This window comes from Nonomuraea sp. NPDC049152 (assembly GCF_040648355.1).
GTDB lineage: Bacteria > Actinomycetota > Actinomycetes > Streptosporangiales > Streptosporangiaceae > Nonomuraea.
Genome location: NZ_JBEZDO010000030.1, coordinates 36,668 through 51,739 on the forward strand (window position 1 = coordinate 36,668; position 15,072 = coordinate 51,739).

Consider the following 15,072-nt stretch of genomic DNA (forward strand, 5'->3'; position numbering starts at 1 on the left):
CATGATACAGACGATCGCCGCCCCGTTCAGGTCTGCCGGCGTTGCCGCATCTCGGCCTCGTAGACGTGCCGCCTGCCGTCGAGCAGCTCGACGCGAGCCTGGTGTTCCAGCTCCTTGAACGTCTGGTAGTAGCCGTCGTCGTACTCCTCGACGATCTGGAAGGTCCAGTGGCCGGGGATGACCTCGCGACCGAGCAGTTCGGTGCTGATCCGCCGCGCCAGCTCGCCCTGGCCCGCCGACTCCAGAAGCTCGACCACCTCGTCGAGGGTCAGGTCCGCGGTGCCCGTGAGCTGGTGGAAGGCGTAGAGGTGTCCGCGGGCGCGCTCGATGGTCTCCAGCGCCTCCGACAGGCGGCCGAGACCCTCGACGATCGCGTCACTGGCGCCTTCGGGACGGCGATGGTCGTGATCAGGTGTGTACGGCATGGTTGCCGGATACCCGTCCGACCACGAACGATGCGTCAGGGCGGGCCGATCAACCGGTGGCCTGACAGGCCGTCAGGGGAGAGTGATACGTTATGCGGCTTTAGGTACGTATCAAGAGATTTGGGGTTCAACGTGCGACTGATCCGCGGCATGGTCGCCGGCATGGCAGTGGGGTGCGCACTGACAACCGCGGGCTGCACGGTGGCGCTGCCGTTCGCCGACCCGCATCGCGCCCACCGGCCGACCCCCACCACGACGCCCACCACGAAGCCTTCCGCGAAGCCTTCCGCGCCGACCCGGGAGGACTTCGCGGGCGTGCTGGCCGACTACGTCGAGCGCAACAACACCGCCAACGCGAAGCAGGACGTCAAGCTGCTCGAGGCCTACGAGGGCGGGTCGAGCCTCGCCATCGACAAGGCCTCCTACGCCTCGAGCACTCCAGGTGGCGGTCCACATCCCGCCGAAGAAGGACGACCTCGGACAGTTCAGGGTTCTCGGCAGCTACTCCGGCATCACCGGAGGGAGCGGCCGATGACGCCACGGTGAACCCCCGGGCACCGCATAGCCAAAAAGGCCCCCAACTATCCTCTACATCCATGGCGCCGGCTGGGTCTTCGGCAGCGCCAACACCCACGACCGCCTCGTGCGCGAGCTCGCCGTCAGGACCGGCGCTGAGCGGGCTGCCACCCGCCATGGTCCTCAACGGCGAGGCCGACGTCCTGCGCGACGAGGGCGAGGCCTACGCCAACAAGCTGCGCGAAGCGGGCGTGGAGGTCACCGCGATCCGCTGCCAGGGCGTGGTCCACGACTTCGTCATGGTCGACCTGCTCCGTGACACCCATGCCGGCAAGGCCGCGCTGGAGATCTCCACGGCCTTCATCCGCCGGTTGCTCGGCACCGACTGAGTCAGGCGCGTGGGGCCCGCTCACGGGGTGGGCCCCACGTCGTAGCCTGGACTATGGCAAGAGCCGTCCCGGCCGCCGCCACAGCTCTCCCCGCGCTCAGGGCCGCGAGGGCGCCCGATGTCTACGCCTGCTACGCCGACCTGGCCGCGCACGAGAGCGAGGGCGAGGACTACCGGCGCGTCCAGCGCCTGCCCAAGCGGGCCAGGGTGGCGCACATCGCCATCCACGGCGGCGCGATCGAGCCGCCGACCACCCAGCTCGCCCGTTACGCCGCGGGCGGCAGGCACGCCTTCTACTCCTTCGAGGGACTCAAACCCTCCGGCAACGGCGTCCTGCACCTCACCTCCACCCACTTCGACGAACCGCGTGGACGCAAGGTGGTGGCCGCGGTCGACCACACGGTCTCCTGGCACGCCGCGGCGGACGCCAAGGCGATCACCTACGTCGGCGGCCGCGACAGGAAGCTGGCCAAGAGGATCGCGACCGCGCTGCGCGCCGCGGGGTTCGCCGTCGCCGCGTCGGGACCGAAGGAGCTCAGCGGCGACCACCCCGCCAACATCGCGAACCGGAACCGCAGGGGCATGGGCGTGCAGCTGGAGGTGAGCAAGGGCCAGCGTGAGCGGTTCTTCGCGGACGGGAACCTGAGCCGCGCCTGGATCGAGGAGCCGGCTCACCGCACCAGGGCCTTCTACCGCTACGTCGCCGCCGTCGACGGCGCGCTTCCCTGGTAACCGGCGCCGAACCCCGGCATCTTTCCGATATCCGCCGCGCCGTGACGCAAGCCTGCCGTACCCTCCTAGTCACGACACGCATTCTTACGATTACCCAGAGCGAGGGGATGAGGGTGCGACGGTCCATCAGGGGCAGCAGGGTGCGGGCGCAGCCGTACCGTGACCTCGTCTGGCTCGCCTACCTCTCCCTGCCCGGCGCGGCAGGTGAGGAACGGCGGCTCGTGCTCGCGCACCGCCTCTCCGCCTCCGCCGTGACCGGCAGGGCCAGGATCGACGAGGTACGGCTGCGCAAGTCGTTGCTCCGCAAGGTGCTGCGCGGGCGGCTCATGCCGTGGTCGGGCAGGCTGGCCAGGGTCGAGGCGGTGCCCGCGGTCACGCGACACGGCGACGTGGAGTTCACCAGGCGCTTCGACGGCCTCCCCGCGCCCGCCCGCGCCGCCTACGCGCTGCTGCGGCTCGAGGAGCGCCCCTACGACCAGGTGCTGGAGATCCTGACGGGCGCGGGGGTCGACGACCCTGGCGCGGCCCTGGCCGCCGTGGCCGACTTCGAGGAGCAGGCGGGCTGGATGTGGCGGCCCGCGTTCGACCCCACGCTCGTCAGGATCTACGGCCGTCCTCCGGTGGAGCGCAGGCTCAGGGTCGCGGCGGCGGCGGGGCTGTGCCTGCTCGCGAGCCTCGTCGTCCTTCCCCAGCTCGACCTCGAACGGCCCGGCATCGCCGCCGCCCCTTCGGTGGCCAGTCCGGAGATCCTCCGGGCCGCCCGCGACGCCTGGCGCGCCGGCACCGACCTCGACCTCGCCACGTGGGCGCCGAGGGGTTCACTCCTGCGCGACAAGGAGCTGGTGCGCCGCGCGATGGGCGCGTGGGAGGCCGGCAGCGCGCAGCTGCTGTTCGCGGGGCAGGTGGACGACGCCAGGGTCGTCCTGCTGAGGCGGCCCGAGCGGGTGGCCCGCTACACCGAGACGGCCAAGGGCCCGACCCTGGAGGTCCTTCCTGAGCCGCGCGTCAAACCTGACGGCGCCAGCCCGCTCAAGCTGCGCACGACCGCCGCGGGCAGCCGCTACCTGCTGCCGCCGTGGGTGCGCGAGGTGTCGAGGACGGCAATGGCGGGCCGGACGCCTCGCTGGCACAAGGTCGAGGTCAGGGACGGCGTGACCGCTGCCGTCCCGCTCGCCGGGCGCCCCGGCTGCTGGCAGGGGCCCGTCCTGCGGCTGAGGGCTCCGGAGATCGCGCAGGGCACGCCGTACACGATGATCGATTTTGGCCGGTTGTCGCTCGCCAACGCCTCCTACCAGCCGCCCCCGCCGGCGGAGATCAACAGGAACGGCCCCTACGAGCTGGACACGCTCCCCCAGGCGTTCAGCGCGTGGAAGCACGTCGGGTGCGCGGTGGAGCGGCCGGAGGGGGAGATCCAGGGGGCGACCGCGTGGGAGTTCTGGGCGGGCGAGCTGCCCGAGGGGGCGCGCGGGCGCTGGGTCTGCCTGCGCACGTCCGACGCGGACGGCGGCAGCGCGGTGCGGGGAGTCCTGCTCACCACGAGCGGCGGGCGCACCACCGGCACGCCGACCCCCGCCCACGCCGGCACCTGGGACTGCAGCAGGCTGCGCGGCGACATCGTGGCGGGCGTCTGGTGGAAGGCGCCGTCGGGCAGGCGCTACTACGTGGCCGCGGGCAGCAGGCGGGTCGTCGCGATGAGCGTCGGCGAGCATGACGTCTCGGGACGGCACGTCGCCATCGCAGGGTCGGGCATCGCCCGGCCTCGGCTCTCGGCGGTCAACGAGGCCGGCCAAAAGGTGTCCGCCCTCCAGTGAGGCCGACGTCGTCCCGCCGCGGTGGTGAACCGGATTCTCACGCCGCGGGTCTGCAGGGTGGGCGGGTGTCGCCGTCCACGGGCTCGTCCCACCCGCCGATCGCGGTCTCGGCAACGAGCAGGTCGACCACGTCGGCCAGGCTGCCCCTGCGGGCGAACGCCCTGCGCTGACGCTCGGCCGAGCTGCCCCTGCCGAGCGCGTCCCGCGCCAGCGCCGAGACCAGCTCCCAGTCGCCCGCCTCCTCCAGCTGCGGCCGCAGCCCCGCCACCATCCGCTCGATCACGCTCGCGGCGGGGCCGCGCACGCCCTCCACCGGATCGACGAGCTCGCCCTCCATACCGGACCGCGCCGCCTGCCACGTCGCCGCGCGCACCGGCTCCAGCTGCACCTCACTGTCGGGGTCGCGGCGTATCGCCGGGCACTCCCTGACGACCAGCGCCCTGAACAGCCCCGCGATCAGCACGATGTCGTCCACCCTGGTGCACGAGTCGCAGATCCGCAGCTCGACCGTGGGCACGTGGGCCGAGGGCCTGATGTCGAAGTAGGCCATGCCCGCGTCGGAGATCACCCCCGACCTGATGAGCTCCTCGAGCATCCCCTCGTACTCCGCGGCAGACTCGAACTTCGCCATCGGGCCCGCGGTGGGCCAGCGCCGCCACACCAGCGTCCGGTAACTGGCGTATCCGGTGTCCTCCCCGAGCCAGTACGGCGAGCTGCAACTGAGCGCCAGCATCGGTGCCAGCCACGGCGCGAGGCGGTGCGAGATCGCGATCGCCAGGTCGGGGTCGCCCACCTCGACGTGCACCTGGGTGGCGCAGATCAGCTGTTCGCGGGCGAGCAGCTGGTAGTCGTCCACTATCTGCTCGTAGCGGGGGTCGGGCGTGACCCGCATCTGCTTCAGGTCGGTCAGCGGAGCGCTGCCTGCGGCCACGACGCCGAGCCCGAGGTCCTCCGCCACGGCGATCATCACCGCCCGCAGCCCGGCCAGATCGCGGGCGACCTCGCGCAGGTCGTGAACGGGCAGGGTGTGCGACTCGACGGCGGCGCGTTGCAGCTCCTTGGTGAACCGGTCCTTCGGCAGCGCCTCCAGCAGGAGACCTGACCGCGGCACCAGATGCCGGGTGCCGGTGTCGACGATGTGGAACTCCTCCTCGACCCCGATCGCGGGTCCCGTCACGACGACCCCCTTTCAGCACGCCGACGGTCATCTCCCCAGGAATCCCGCCTTCGCACATCACGGACGCCTCCTATCAGGCTGACCTGCACGAACGCGAGTGAAGCGGCCGCGTCGGGGTAGGCGGACAGGAACCTCAGCCCCGAGGAGGGTCCCATGGAAATGCGACGTAAGCCCACCGCCGGATCGCCCGTCCAGCTCGCCGCGCTCGTGGTCGGCGCAGTGTTCCTGCTCGTCGGCATACTCGGCTTCGTCCCCGGGATCACCACGCACTACGACGACCTCGGGCTCGCGGGCCACCAGTCGGGTGCGATGCTGCTCGGCGTCTTCCAGGTGTCGGTCCTGCACAACGTCGTCCACCTGCTGTTCGGCGTCGCAGGCCTCCTGCTGGCCCGCAGTTGGGCGGGCGCGCGCGGCTACCTCATAGTCGGCGGCGTCGTCTACCTGCTGCTGTGGCTCTACGGGCTCCTCATCGGTCACGAGAGCGCCGCCAACTTCGTGCCCGTCAACATGGCGGACAACTGGCTGCATCTCTTCCTGGGCATCGCCATGATCGCCATGGGCTACCTCCTGTCCCGCGGCCGTGTGGCCGCCCGGCACTAGCCGGGACTCTGCCCGAGCGGTGACGCGCGGGGATAACCGAGTGCCTACGGAGTGTAGTTTCCGGTGACGTTGGGCGAAATTGTGTGACTCGTGACAACCAAGACCCCGGGTGAGACCGTCGAACCATTGACACGCGCTGCGCATGGGGGCTGGTTTGGTTCCGGGTTACCGCGAAGTACGTCAGCTGGGCGCCGGCCGTACGGGCCGGGTGTTCCTGGCCACCTACCAGTCCACCGGCGCGTACGTGGCGATCAAATACCTGAACGCCACCCTGCGCAGGGACGCCGAGTTCATGGAGCGCTTCAGGGCGGAGACGCCTGGGCTGGTGGAGATCGACGATCCCAACGTCGTGCGCTTCTACGAGTACGTCGAGACGCCGACCAGAACCGCCGCGGTGATGGAGCTGGTCGACGGGGTGTCGCTGCGGGCCATCCTGACCGAGCATCGCAGAACCAGCCCCGAGGCGGCGCTGGCCGTACTGAAGGGAACGCTGCTCGGGCTGGCGGCGGCGCACGAGCGGGGTATCGCGCATCGGGACGTGAAGCCGGAGAACGTGCTGGTCCAGGCGGATGGGACGAGCAAGCTCGCCGACTTCGGGCTGGCCGTCCACGTGGAGGAGCCGGGGGTGCCCGCGGGCAGCCCGCCGTACATGGCGCCCGAGCTGTGGACGCACGGGACGGCGGGCGTGCTCGCCGACCTGTACGCGGCGGCGTGCGTGCTGTTCGAGTGCATCACGGGGCGGCAGCCCTACCGGGCGCCCGATGTGGCCGCGCTGCGCGACAAGCACCTGGTGGAGCCGGTGCCCGTCGAGGTGGTGCCCGACGCGGTCCGCGACCTGTTACGGCGCGGCCTGGCCAAGGATCCCGCGGCCAGGCCGCGCTCGGCCAGGGAGTTCGCGGCCGAACTGGAGGACGCGGCCGTCGCCGGGTTCGGGACGGAGTGGGAGAAGCGGGGGCTCAGGCACCTCGGCGAGCTGGCGACGCTGCTCGCGCTGCATTACCCGCTGGCCAACCCCGGCTCGCCGCAGGAGGCGCCCACCAGGGGGTCCCTGGTGCGGGAGTGGCGGGTGCCGAGACTGCCGCCGCACCTGTGGATCGCGGGAGGGGCGCTGGTCACGACGCTGATCGCGCTGCTGATCAGTGGGGGACGGCTGCCGCCGGGCCCCGGCACCTTCCTCGCGCCCCCTCCCAAGTCGCCCTTCGAGCTGGGCGCGACGCCCGTCGACTCGAAGCCGACGTCCAAGAAGGCCGTCCCGAAGCCCACGGCGTCCAGGACGAGCGCGGGCACGCGCACCGCGCCGGCGAGCAGGCCGCCGGACACGACGGTGACGCCTCCGCCGCCGACCCCTCCGCCTGGCCGGCCGTCCGTCCGGCCGTCCGCCTCTCCCTCCGGGTCGCCGCCCGCGCCGCCCACGAGCGCGCCGCCCAAGGCGGGCGCGCTGTCGCCCGCCGTCAAGTCGGCGGACATCGTCACCTGGAGCGGGTCCGCGGGGGCGGTGAAGGTCGCGACCGAGGGCACGGGTCCGGTACGGCTGCGCGTCAGCTACACCCGCAGGGAGGGCGACGGGCCTTCCCGCACGGTCCACGAGGACGTCCATGAGTTGAAGGGCAGGACCGCCTACACCGTGCCGCTGTCGCGGGATCTCGGCGAGGTGGCGTGCGGGAAGCGGGCCCATTTCGGGCTGATCGTGCAGACCGAGCGGGCGGCGGCGAACGGCCCGCAGATCAGCGAGGTCCCCGTGGACGGGCCGCCGTGCGCGTCGTCCCCCACGGGTTCCTCCCCCGCCGCCACGTCTCCCACCGCCTCCTCGACGACGGCGGCCGCCACCCCGCCCGCGACCTCGCCCGCGACCTCCTCCTCCACCACCGCGCCCGCCTCGGCCCCCGACCCGACCGCTTCCGCGCCACGGGTCACCTCCGAGCCGCCGTCATCACAGGAGGCCGCCCCCGACGATGACCCCTGGTCAGGCGCCACCACGTCACCGGCTCCCGGCGACTCCTAGGCCGGCACTGAGGGCGCGGCTTCGACGAGGCCGTGAATGAGCATGTCGAGGGCCTTCTCGAAGTCCCTTGCGGGGTCGGCGACGACCTCGGGCATGCTCGCGAGCAGCCTGCTGAAGTGCGGCAGCCGGGCCGGATCGACCTCGCGGACGTAGGCGCCGAACTCGCGCCGCCCCGCGTGCTCATGGACGTCGCCGGTGAAGCCGGCCGTCGACAGCATCAGCGAGCCGAAGACCAGCGCGTTCACCGCTCCCAGCGCCCGCCACACCCCGACGTCGTCGAACCCGGCCTGGTAGAGGGCGCCGACCACGCCGTCGAGCGGCGCGAGCGCCCGTTCCGACGTCGGGTTCGACTGGTCCGTCACCAGAGCCAGCGGCACCACCGGGTGCCGGGCGAAGGCGTGGTACATGTTCCCTGCCACGGCCCTGATCTGCTCAGGCCACGGCAGCGAGGGGTCGGGCCGCTCGATCGTGCTGAAGACACGCTCGGCCAAACCGTCGAGGATGTCGGCCTTGTTGTGGACGTGGTTGTAGAGCGACATCGCCTCCACGCCCAGCGACTTGGCCAGCCTTCGCATGGACAGCCCCTCGAGCCCCTCTTCCTCCGCCAGCCTCAACGCCGCGTCGAGGATCTTCTCCCTGTTCAGAGGGTCGCGCCGGGACATCCATGGGCTCCTTGTGCGGTTGTGCCGATTGACAAAGCTTACACCGTATGTATGTACTTACGGCGTAAGCATACGGCGTAAGTAAGGAGCGGTTCGATGACCGACGTGGTGATCGTGGGTGGCGGGCCGGTCGGCCTGCTGCTGGCGAGCGAGCTGAAGCTGGCCGGAGCCGACCCGCTGGTGCTGGAGTCCGCCATCGGCGAGCAGCGGCGCACGCGGGATCTGGGCCTGCGCGGGATCAACGCGCGCAGCATGCACACCCTGGGGCTGCGCGGGCTGACCGGGCCGCTGGTCGAGGCGCAGTGGGCGATGTTCCGCGGGCTGGCGGCGCAACGGACGCCCAAGGACGAGGAGGACGTCATCGGCTTCATGATGAGCCTGTTCGAGAAGGGCGAGAGCGGCGGCCACTTCGCAGGGCTGCCGCTGTTCGGCGAGGTCACCAGGACGCCCGAGCGCGTCCTGATCAAGCAGCATCTGCTGGAGGGCGTGCTGGCCGACCGCGCCGAGTCGGTGGGCGTGCGGATCCGGTCCGGCTGCCAGGTGACGGACGTCGCCGACGAGGGTCCTTACGCGGTGGTCACGCTGGCCGGCGGAGAGACCCTGCGCGCGGGCTACGTGGTCGGATGTGACGGCGGGCGCAGCACGGTGCGCAAGCGCGCCGGATTCCCCTTCGAGGGCACGCCGGCGACCATGACGGGCCGCACCGCCGTCGCCGAGTTGGCCACGCCCATCGCCTCGGCCATGCGCGGCCCCGGCGGCCTGCTGAACCTGTCGCTGGTGCCCGGCGAGATCGCCACCATCGAGTTCGACGGCGGCCCTGACGGGCGCGACGCGCCCGTGACCGCCGAGGAACTGCAGGGCAGCATCAGGCGGGTCAGCGGGAACGACGCGGTCGTCACCCGGGTGGAGGCCGGGATCCGCTACAGCGACAACACCCGCCACGCCGACACCTACCGCAGGGGCAGGATCCTGCTCGCGGGGGACGCCGCCCACGTCCACTCGCCGATCGGCGGCCAGGGACTCAACCTGGGCCTGCAGGACGCGGCCAACCTGGGCTGGAAGCTCGGCCTGGTGGTGCGGGGGCTCGCGGGGGAGGACCTGCTCGACACCTACACCGCCGAGCGGCACCCCGTGGCGGCGACGGTGCTGCGCAACACGCGGGCGCAGGTGGCGCTCATGCGGCCCGGCCCCCAGGTGGACGCGCTGCGCGAGGTGCTCGGCGAGACGCTGCGCATTCCCGGGGCGCAGCGGCACTTCCTCGACATGGTCAACGGCACGGACATCGACTACGCGCCAGGCTCGGCGCACCCCCTGGTCGGCCGGTTCCTGCCCGACCTGGAGATCAAGGACGCCGGGTACGCCAGGGACCTGCAGGCCGGCGGTCACGGGCTGCTGCTCGACCTGGCCGACTCCGCCGAGGTGAGAAGGGCGGCCTCCGGCCACGGCGACCGCGTCCGCGTGATCACGGGGGCCGCGCCGGACGGCTCCGTGGAGGGCCTCGCGGCCTTGCTGGTCCGCCCCGACGGGTACGTCGCCTGGGTCGGCGCCGACGGTCTCGCGGACGCGCTGACCACCTGGTTCGGCCACGCCACCTGAGGGAGCCCGCTCGGCACGCGGACCGCGGCTGCGGCCAGGCGCCGAACACGTCCTGCGGGTGCGCCCGTGTGCCCTTGTGAGGTAACCAAGCGTGCGCTAGCTTGGCAGGCGATGGACACCTACTGGGCCGCCTGCGCGCGCGGCGAGTTGGTCATTCAGCGATGCACGGCCTGCGAGCGGCGGGTCCACCTGCCCGCCGCCGCGTGCCCGTGGTGCGGCGGAGCCGACCTCGTCTTCGAGCCGGTCTCCGGCGACGGAGTCGTGCACACCTTCACGGTGGTGCACCGCTCGTTCGTGCCCGAGTTCCGCGGGCGGGAGCCGTACGTGCTGGCCTGGGTGGATCTGCCGGAGGGGGCGCGCGCATTCGGCCGAGTGGTGGAATGCCCGCCGGAGAGGGTGCGCATCGGGATGCCGGTGCGGGTGACGTTCAGCGACGAACTGCCGCAATGGAGGCCCAGGTGAACGTTTTCATCCCCGTGGAGGACGTCGGCAAGGCGATCGCGTTCTACGGGCTGCCGGTGAAGTTCAGGGACGGTGACAGGTTCGCGCTGCTGGAGGGCGGGATCGGGCTCGCGGGTCCGGCCGAGCACCTGACGGGCGCGACGGCGTTCTGCCTCAAGGTGGACGACATGGCGCGTGCCGTACAGGACCTCCTCGCCAGGGGCGGGGCGGTGGAGAGGGAGCCCGAGGCGGGCCCGCACGAGACGCGGGCGGTCCTGCGCGACCCCTCAGGAAACCTCTTCGTGCTCTACTCCCCAGGAGGTTCCGCATGACCCCCTATGGCAACTACGCCTACGCCATCCTGACGGCGGGGGCGCTGCGCACCCCCGGCAAGGTGGCGCTGACCTACTGCGGCGAGCAGAGCCTCACCTACGACGAGCTCAACAGGGCGGTCAACCGCCGGGCGCACGCGCTGCTGGCGGCGGGAGTGCTGCCGGGCCAGCGGGTCGCGGCGCTGCTGAACGAGACGTTGACGGTCGCGGAGGTCTACCTCGCGCAGGCCAAGGTCGGGGCCATCACGGCGGCGCTCAACCCCTACTGGCCGGTGGAGACGCTGCGGGCGGTCGTGGCCGCGTCGGGCTGCACGGCGTTCGTCCACGACGCCACCGTGGCGGCGATCGTCGAGGAGATCAGGCCTGCCCTGCCCGAGATCACCACATGGATCAACGCGGAGGAGCTGACCTCGCGGGAGGAGGGCGAGCCGCCGCTCGGCGCCGCCTTCGACGACCCGCTGGCGCTCTACTACACCTCGGGCACGACCGGGCTGCCCAAGCCCGTCGTCCACACGCACGCCTCGTCCCTCGCGACCGCGCAGATCTGGCTCGACGTGCCGCGCGCGCCCGACTCGGTCTTCGGCACCGGCGCGATCATCTGGGGTATCGGCTTCCCCGCCATCGTCGGACCCGCCCTCTACACCGGCATGCGGCTGGTGCTGGAGCAGGACTGGGGTCCCGGCAACTTCCTGAAGGTCGTTCCGAGGGAGAAGGTCACCCACCTGTCGCAGATCCCCTCCTTCTACGCGGCGCTGCTCGGCTCGGCCGAGCACGAGCAGGTGGACCTGTCCTCGATCAGCGTCATCATGCTCGGCGGCGAGCCGCTGACGGCGTCGCTGCTGTCCAGGATCAAGCAGCGGTTACCCGAGGCGGGCGTCTACTCCTACTACGGCCAGACCGAGGCCCCCTACACCTGCATGGGCAGGGTCGACGACGGCTCGACCCCGCTCGGCACCTCGGGCAGGGCCCGCACGGGTTGCGCCGTCGCGATCACCGACCCTTCGGGCGCGCGCGTCGTCGACACGGTCGGCGAGATCAACCTCGCGGGGCCGCACCGGATGGCGGGCTACGACCTGCTGCCCGACAAGACGGCCGAGGTGCTGCGCGGCGAATGGTACGTCGGCGGCGACCTCGGCACGCTGTCCGCCGACGGCGTCCTGCAGGTGCTCGGACGGCGCGAGGACGCCATCCTCAAGGGCGGCGTCTGGACCCAGCCCTCCGTCGTCGAGGAGGCGGCCACCGCGCTCGACTCCGTGGCAGAGGCGGGCGCGGTCGGGGTCGGCGACGGCCGGATCCTGCTCGCGGTGGTGCCCATGACCGGGCAGGCGCTCGACTCGTCCAAGATCGCGCTGGCGCTGGCCGACACGCTGCCGCCGCACCAGCGGCCCGACGTGATCGTGGTCGCCGAGTCCCTGCCGCACTTCGCGGACGCCTCAGGCGGTCCAGGCAAGCTGCTGCGGCGCGAGATCCGAGAGATGTACCAGCACCTTGTGGACTGAACACCGGGTCAAGGAACTGCTGAGGGAATCCGGCATCCCGGTGCCGCGAGGGGTCGCCGACCCCGCCCTCGCAGGGACGCTGACCCCTCCCCTGGTGCTCAAGGCGGCCGGTCTGCTGCACAAGTCCGACGCGGGAGGGGTACGGCTCGGCCTGACCCACGACACGCTCGGCCCCGCCGTCGCCGAGATGCGCGAGCGGCTCGGCGACGGGTTCCTGATCGAGGAGCAGGCCCCTGCCGGGGCCGAGTTGATCGTCGGGCTGGTCCGCGACCCCGGGTTCGGCCCGGTCCTGCTGGCGGGCCTCGGCGGGGTGTGGACCGAGGCGCTGCGCGACACCGCGCTGCGCCTGTGCCCGATCTCCGAGACCGACGCGCGGCGCATGCTGGCGTCGCTGCGCGGCTCCTCCCTCCTGTACGGCTACCGCGGCTCCCCCGCCGTCGACGTGGACGCGGTCGTGAAGCTCCTGCTGACGATCGGCGGGCACGGCGGGCTGTGGGAACGGCTGGAGCTCGGCGAGTTCGAGCTCAATCCGGTGATAGCGAGCCCCTCGGGCGTGGTCGCGGTGGACGCCCGCTATCTCCCCTCGGCCTCTCCACCCCCTGTCGCGCCCGTCGCGCAGGACTTCACCGCCCTCTTCGAGCCGCGCAGGGTGGCCGTGGTGGGCGCGTCCACGAGCAGGCCGAACTTCGGGAACATGTTCCTGGAGTTCTACCTGGCGGCGGGCGCGGACGTGGTCGCGGTCCATCCCACGGCCACGTCGGTCGGCGGCGTGCCCGCGGTGCCCTCGCTCGCCGCCGCCGACGTGGACTATGCGCTGGTGGCGGTGCCCGCCTCACGCTGCGCCGAGGTGGTACGGCAGGCGCGCGGCGTGCCGTACACACAGGTCATGAGCGGGGGTTTCGGCGAGGCAGGGCATCCCGGCTCGGAGGCGGCGCTGGTCGAGGCGGCCCGCGAGGCCGGGACGCGGCTGCTCGGGCCGAACTGCATGGGCGTCTACTGTCCCAGGGGGAGGCAGACGTTCGTCGGCGGCGGGCTCGGGCCGCAGGGGACGGTCGCGCTGATCTCGCAGAGCGGCGGGCTCGCCGGGGAAGTGATCAAGGTGGGTGAGCGGCGCGGGCTGGCGTTCAGCAGGGTCGCCACCGTGGGGAACGCGGCCGATGTGACGCCCGCCGAGCTGCTGCGCTGGCTGTCGGCCGACCCGTCGACCTCGGTCGTCGGCCTGTACCTGGAGGACCCGCGCGACGGTCTCGCGCTGTTTTCGGCGCTGGCGGGGTGCCCCTTGCCGGTCGTCATGCTGGTGGGCGGACGCAGCGGCCAGGGCCGTCGGGCGGCGGCCTCGCACACCGGGGGGATGGTGAGCGACTCCCGGATCTGGCAGGCCCTCGCCGACCAGACCGGCGCCGCCCTCGTCACTTCCCAGGACGCCCTGATCGGCACCCTGGCCTACTTCCAGTCCCACGCTCCCGTCCGCCCCCCGGCCTCCCCGAAGCCCCCCAGCCCACCGACCCACCGGGACCCCGACCACCCGCCCACCTCCGGCTCCGGCCTCAGGGCCCCTCGCCACTCCCCCGAAGCCGCCCGCGACCACCCCACCCCCGATCCTTCGGAAGACCGCGGCCCCGGGGGCGGGCGGGCCGGGGTGTTGGTGGTCGGGCCCAGCGGAGGCGCGGGCGTGCTCGCCGCCGACGCGTTCGACGACGCGGGGCTCACCCTCGACCCCCTCCCCGACGACGTGCTCGACGACCTCAGGAGCCTCGGGCTCGGCGTGGGAAGCTCGCTGGCCAACCCGCTCGAAGTCCCCGTCGGCCCCAGAGGCCGGCCCGACCTCGTCAAGCTGGTGATCGCCGCGATCGTCCGCCGCCTGCCGTACCAGGACGTCGTCGCCCACGTGAACGTGCAGAGCTTCTTCACCTACGGCACCACCGCCGAACCCCTGCTCGACTACGCCCGCCACCTGGGCGAGGTCGAAGGCGTCAGGGTCACGCTCGTCACCAGGAACGGCGAGTTCGCCCCGCCGGGCGTCGAGGACGAGATCAGGGCGATCGCCGCCGAGGCGGGTATACCCGTCTACCGATCCATGGAGGCGGCCGCGATCGCCGTCGCCGCCGGTCAACGTTTCTGTGGAGGCACCGATGGGACTGCTTGACGGCAAGGTCGCGCTGATCACCGGGGGCGCGCGCGGCATGGGAGAGGCGCACGTGCGGCTGTTCACCGAGGAGGGCGCGCGGGTCGTCTTCGGCGACGTCCTCGACGACGAGGGCAAGGCGCTGGCCGAGGCGACCGGCGCCACCTTCGTCCATCACGACGTGACGAACCCCGCGGAGTGGGAGCGCGCGGTCGGCGCCGCCGTCGACACGCACGGCAGGCTCGACGTCCTCGTCAACAACGCCGGGATCCTGAAATACGGCCGGATCAGCGATATGTCGCTGGAGGACTTCGAGCGGGTCCTCGACGTCAACCTCAAGGGCACCTGGCTCGGCGTGAAGTCCGCCATCGAGCCCATGAAGGCGGCGGGACGCGGCTCGATCGTCAACATCTCCTCGATCGAGGGGTTCATCGCCGCGTCGGGGATGTCCGCCTACGCCGCCTCGAAGTTCGGCGTGCGCGGCGTCACCAAGGCGGCGGCGCGCGAGCTGGCGCCTTTCAAGATCCGCGTCAACTCCGTCCATCCCGGCGCGATCAACACCTCGATGGCCACCGACCCCGAGCTGATGGCCGAGGTCGACGGCGAGGCGTTCGTGAAGTCGATGGTCATCAAGCGCTTCGCCAAACCGGTCGAGGTCTCGCACGTGGTGGCGTTCCTGGCCTCGGACCGGTCCAGCTACTGCACGGGCAGCGAGTTCACCGTGGACGGCGGCCTGCTGACCGGCGCGGGCTACTAGCGCTGGTCC

15 protein-coding genes are annotated in these 15,072 nt (G+C 72.0%); 12 read left to right on the forward strand and 3 right to left on the reverse strand.

Annotated features, from left to right (window positions below):
* Positions 1-26: 26 nt before the first annotated feature.
* Positions 27-425 (reverse strand): hypothetical protein, encoded by a 399-nt coding sequence (locus AB0B45_RS39420; protein WP_358141830.1) that lies wholly within the window; start codon positions 423-425, stop codon positions 27-29.
* A 132-nt stretch (positions 426-557) separates the two neighbouring features.
* Here AB0B45_RS39420 and AB0B45_RS39425 point away from each other — a divergent pair, with 132 nt between their 5' ends.
* The 4 genes from AB0B45_RS39425 to AB0B45_RS39440 all read left to right on the forward strand — a co-directional run bounded on the left by AB0B45_RS39425 (position 558) and on the right by AB0B45_RS39440 (position 3,872).
* Positions 558-971 (forward strand): hypothetical protein, encoded by a 414-nt coding sequence (locus tag AB0B45_RS39425; RefSeq protein ID WP_358141833.1) that lies wholly within the window; start codon positions 558-560, stop codon positions 969-971.
* Between the two features lie 50 nt (positions 972-1,021).
* The gene (locus AB0B45_RS39430) at positions 1,022-1,330 is read left to right on the forward strand and encodes an alpha/beta hydrolase fold domain-containing protein (RefSeq protein ID WP_358141836.1); all 309 of its coding nucleotides are present in this window, start codon (positions 1,022-1,024) and stop codon (positions 1,328-1,330) included.
* A 53-nt stretch (positions 1,331-1,383) separates the two neighbouring features.
* Positions 1,384-2,061: a poly-gamma-glutamate hydrolase family protein gene (locus AB0B45_RS39435; protein WP_358141839.1), complete on the forward strand. Its 678-nt coding sequence runs from the start codon at positions 1,384-1,386 to the stop codon at positions 2,059-2,061.
* A 113-nt stretch (positions 2,062-2,174) separates the two neighbouring features.
* Positions 2,175-3,872: a hypothetical protein gene (locus AB0B45_RS39440; protein ID WP_358141842.1), complete on the forward strand. Its 1,698-nt coding sequence runs from the start codon at positions 2,175-2,177 to the stop codon at positions 3,870-3,872.
* Between the two features lie 37 nt (positions 3,873-3,909).
* Here AB0B45_RS39440 and AB0B45_RS39445 read toward each other — a convergent pair whose 3' ends face one another.
* Positions 3,910-5,049, reverse strand: a complete 1,140-nt coding sequence (locus AB0B45_RS39445; protein ID WP_358141845.1) for a glutamate--cysteine ligase — start codon at positions 5,047-5,049, stop codon at positions 3,910-3,912.
* Between the two features lie 159 nt (positions 5,050-5,208).
* Here AB0B45_RS39445 and AB0B45_RS39450 point away from each other — a divergent pair, with 159 nt between their 5' ends.
* Positions 5,209-5,649 (forward strand): DUF4383 domain-containing protein, encoded by a 441-nt coding sequence (locus AB0B45_RS39450; RefSeq protein WP_358142082.1) that lies wholly within the window; start codon positions 5,209-5,211, stop codon positions 5,647-5,649.
* Between the two features lie 142 nt (positions 5,650-5,791).
* Entirely contained in the window at positions 5,792-7,651 is a 1,860-nt protein-coding gene (locus AB0B45_RS39455; RefSeq protein WP_358141847.1) for a serine/threonine-protein kinase, read from the forward strand.
* Here AB0B45_RS39455 and AB0B45_RS39460 read toward each other — a convergent pair.
* Entirely contained in the window at positions 7,648-8,313 is a 666-nt protein-coding gene (locus AB0B45_RS39460; protein WP_358141849.1) for a TetR/AcrR family transcriptional regulator C-terminal domain-containing protein, read from the reverse strand. The two genes, AB0B45_RS39455 and AB0B45_RS39460, sit on opposite strands and share 4 nt — an antisense overlap.
* A gap of 96 nt (positions 8,314-8,409) precedes the next feature.
* Between AB0B45_RS39460 and AB0B45_RS39465 the strand changes: the two genes are divergently transcribed.
* The 6 genes from AB0B45_RS39465 to AB0B45_RS39490 all read left to right on the forward strand — a co-directional run bounded on the left by AB0B45_RS39465 (position 8,410) and on the right by AB0B45_RS39490 (position 15,063).
* Positions 8,410-9,909: an FAD-dependent monooxygenase gene (locus tag AB0B45_RS39465; RefSeq protein ID WP_358141852.1), complete on the forward strand. Its 1,500-nt coding sequence runs from the start codon at positions 8,410-8,412 to the stop codon at positions 9,907-9,909.
* A gap of 111 nt (positions 9,910-10,020) precedes the next feature.
* Positions 10,021-10,371 carry an OB-fold domain-containing protein gene (locus AB0B45_RS39470; protein ID WP_358141855.1) on the forward strand — a complete coding sequence of 117 codons (351 nt, stop codon included), beginning with the start codon at positions 10,021-10,023 and terminating at the stop codon, positions 10,369-10,371.
* Entirely contained in the window at positions 10,368-10,682 is a 315-nt protein-coding gene (locus tag AB0B45_RS39475; protein WP_358141858.1) for a VOC family protein, read from the forward strand. The genes AB0B45_RS39470 and AB0B45_RS39475 overlap by 4 nt, the downstream gene beginning before the upstream one ends.
* Positions 10,679-12,181 carry a class I adenylate-forming enzyme family protein gene (locus tag AB0B45_RS39480; protein ID WP_358141861.1) on the forward strand — a complete coding sequence of 501 codons (1,503 nt, stop codon included), beginning with the start codon at positions 10,679-10,681 and terminating at the stop codon, positions 12,179-12,181. Before AB0B45_RS39475 ends, AB0B45_RS39480 begins: the two co-directional genes overlap by 4 nt.
* Positions 12,171-14,327, forward strand: a complete 2,157-nt coding sequence (locus tag AB0B45_RS39485) for an acetate--CoA ligase family protein (protein ID WP_358141864.1) — start codon at positions 12,171-12,173, stop codon at positions 14,325-14,327. Before AB0B45_RS39480 ends, AB0B45_RS39485 begins: the two co-directional genes overlap by 11 nt.
* Positions 14,314-15,063, forward strand: a complete 750-nt coding sequence (locus tag AB0B45_RS39490; RefSeq protein ID WP_358141867.1) for a glucose 1-dehydrogenase — start codon at positions 14,314-14,316, stop codon at positions 15,061-15,063. The genes AB0B45_RS39485 and AB0B45_RS39490 overlap by 14 nt, the downstream gene beginning before the upstream one ends.
* Positions 15,064-15,072: the final 9 nt, after the last annotated feature.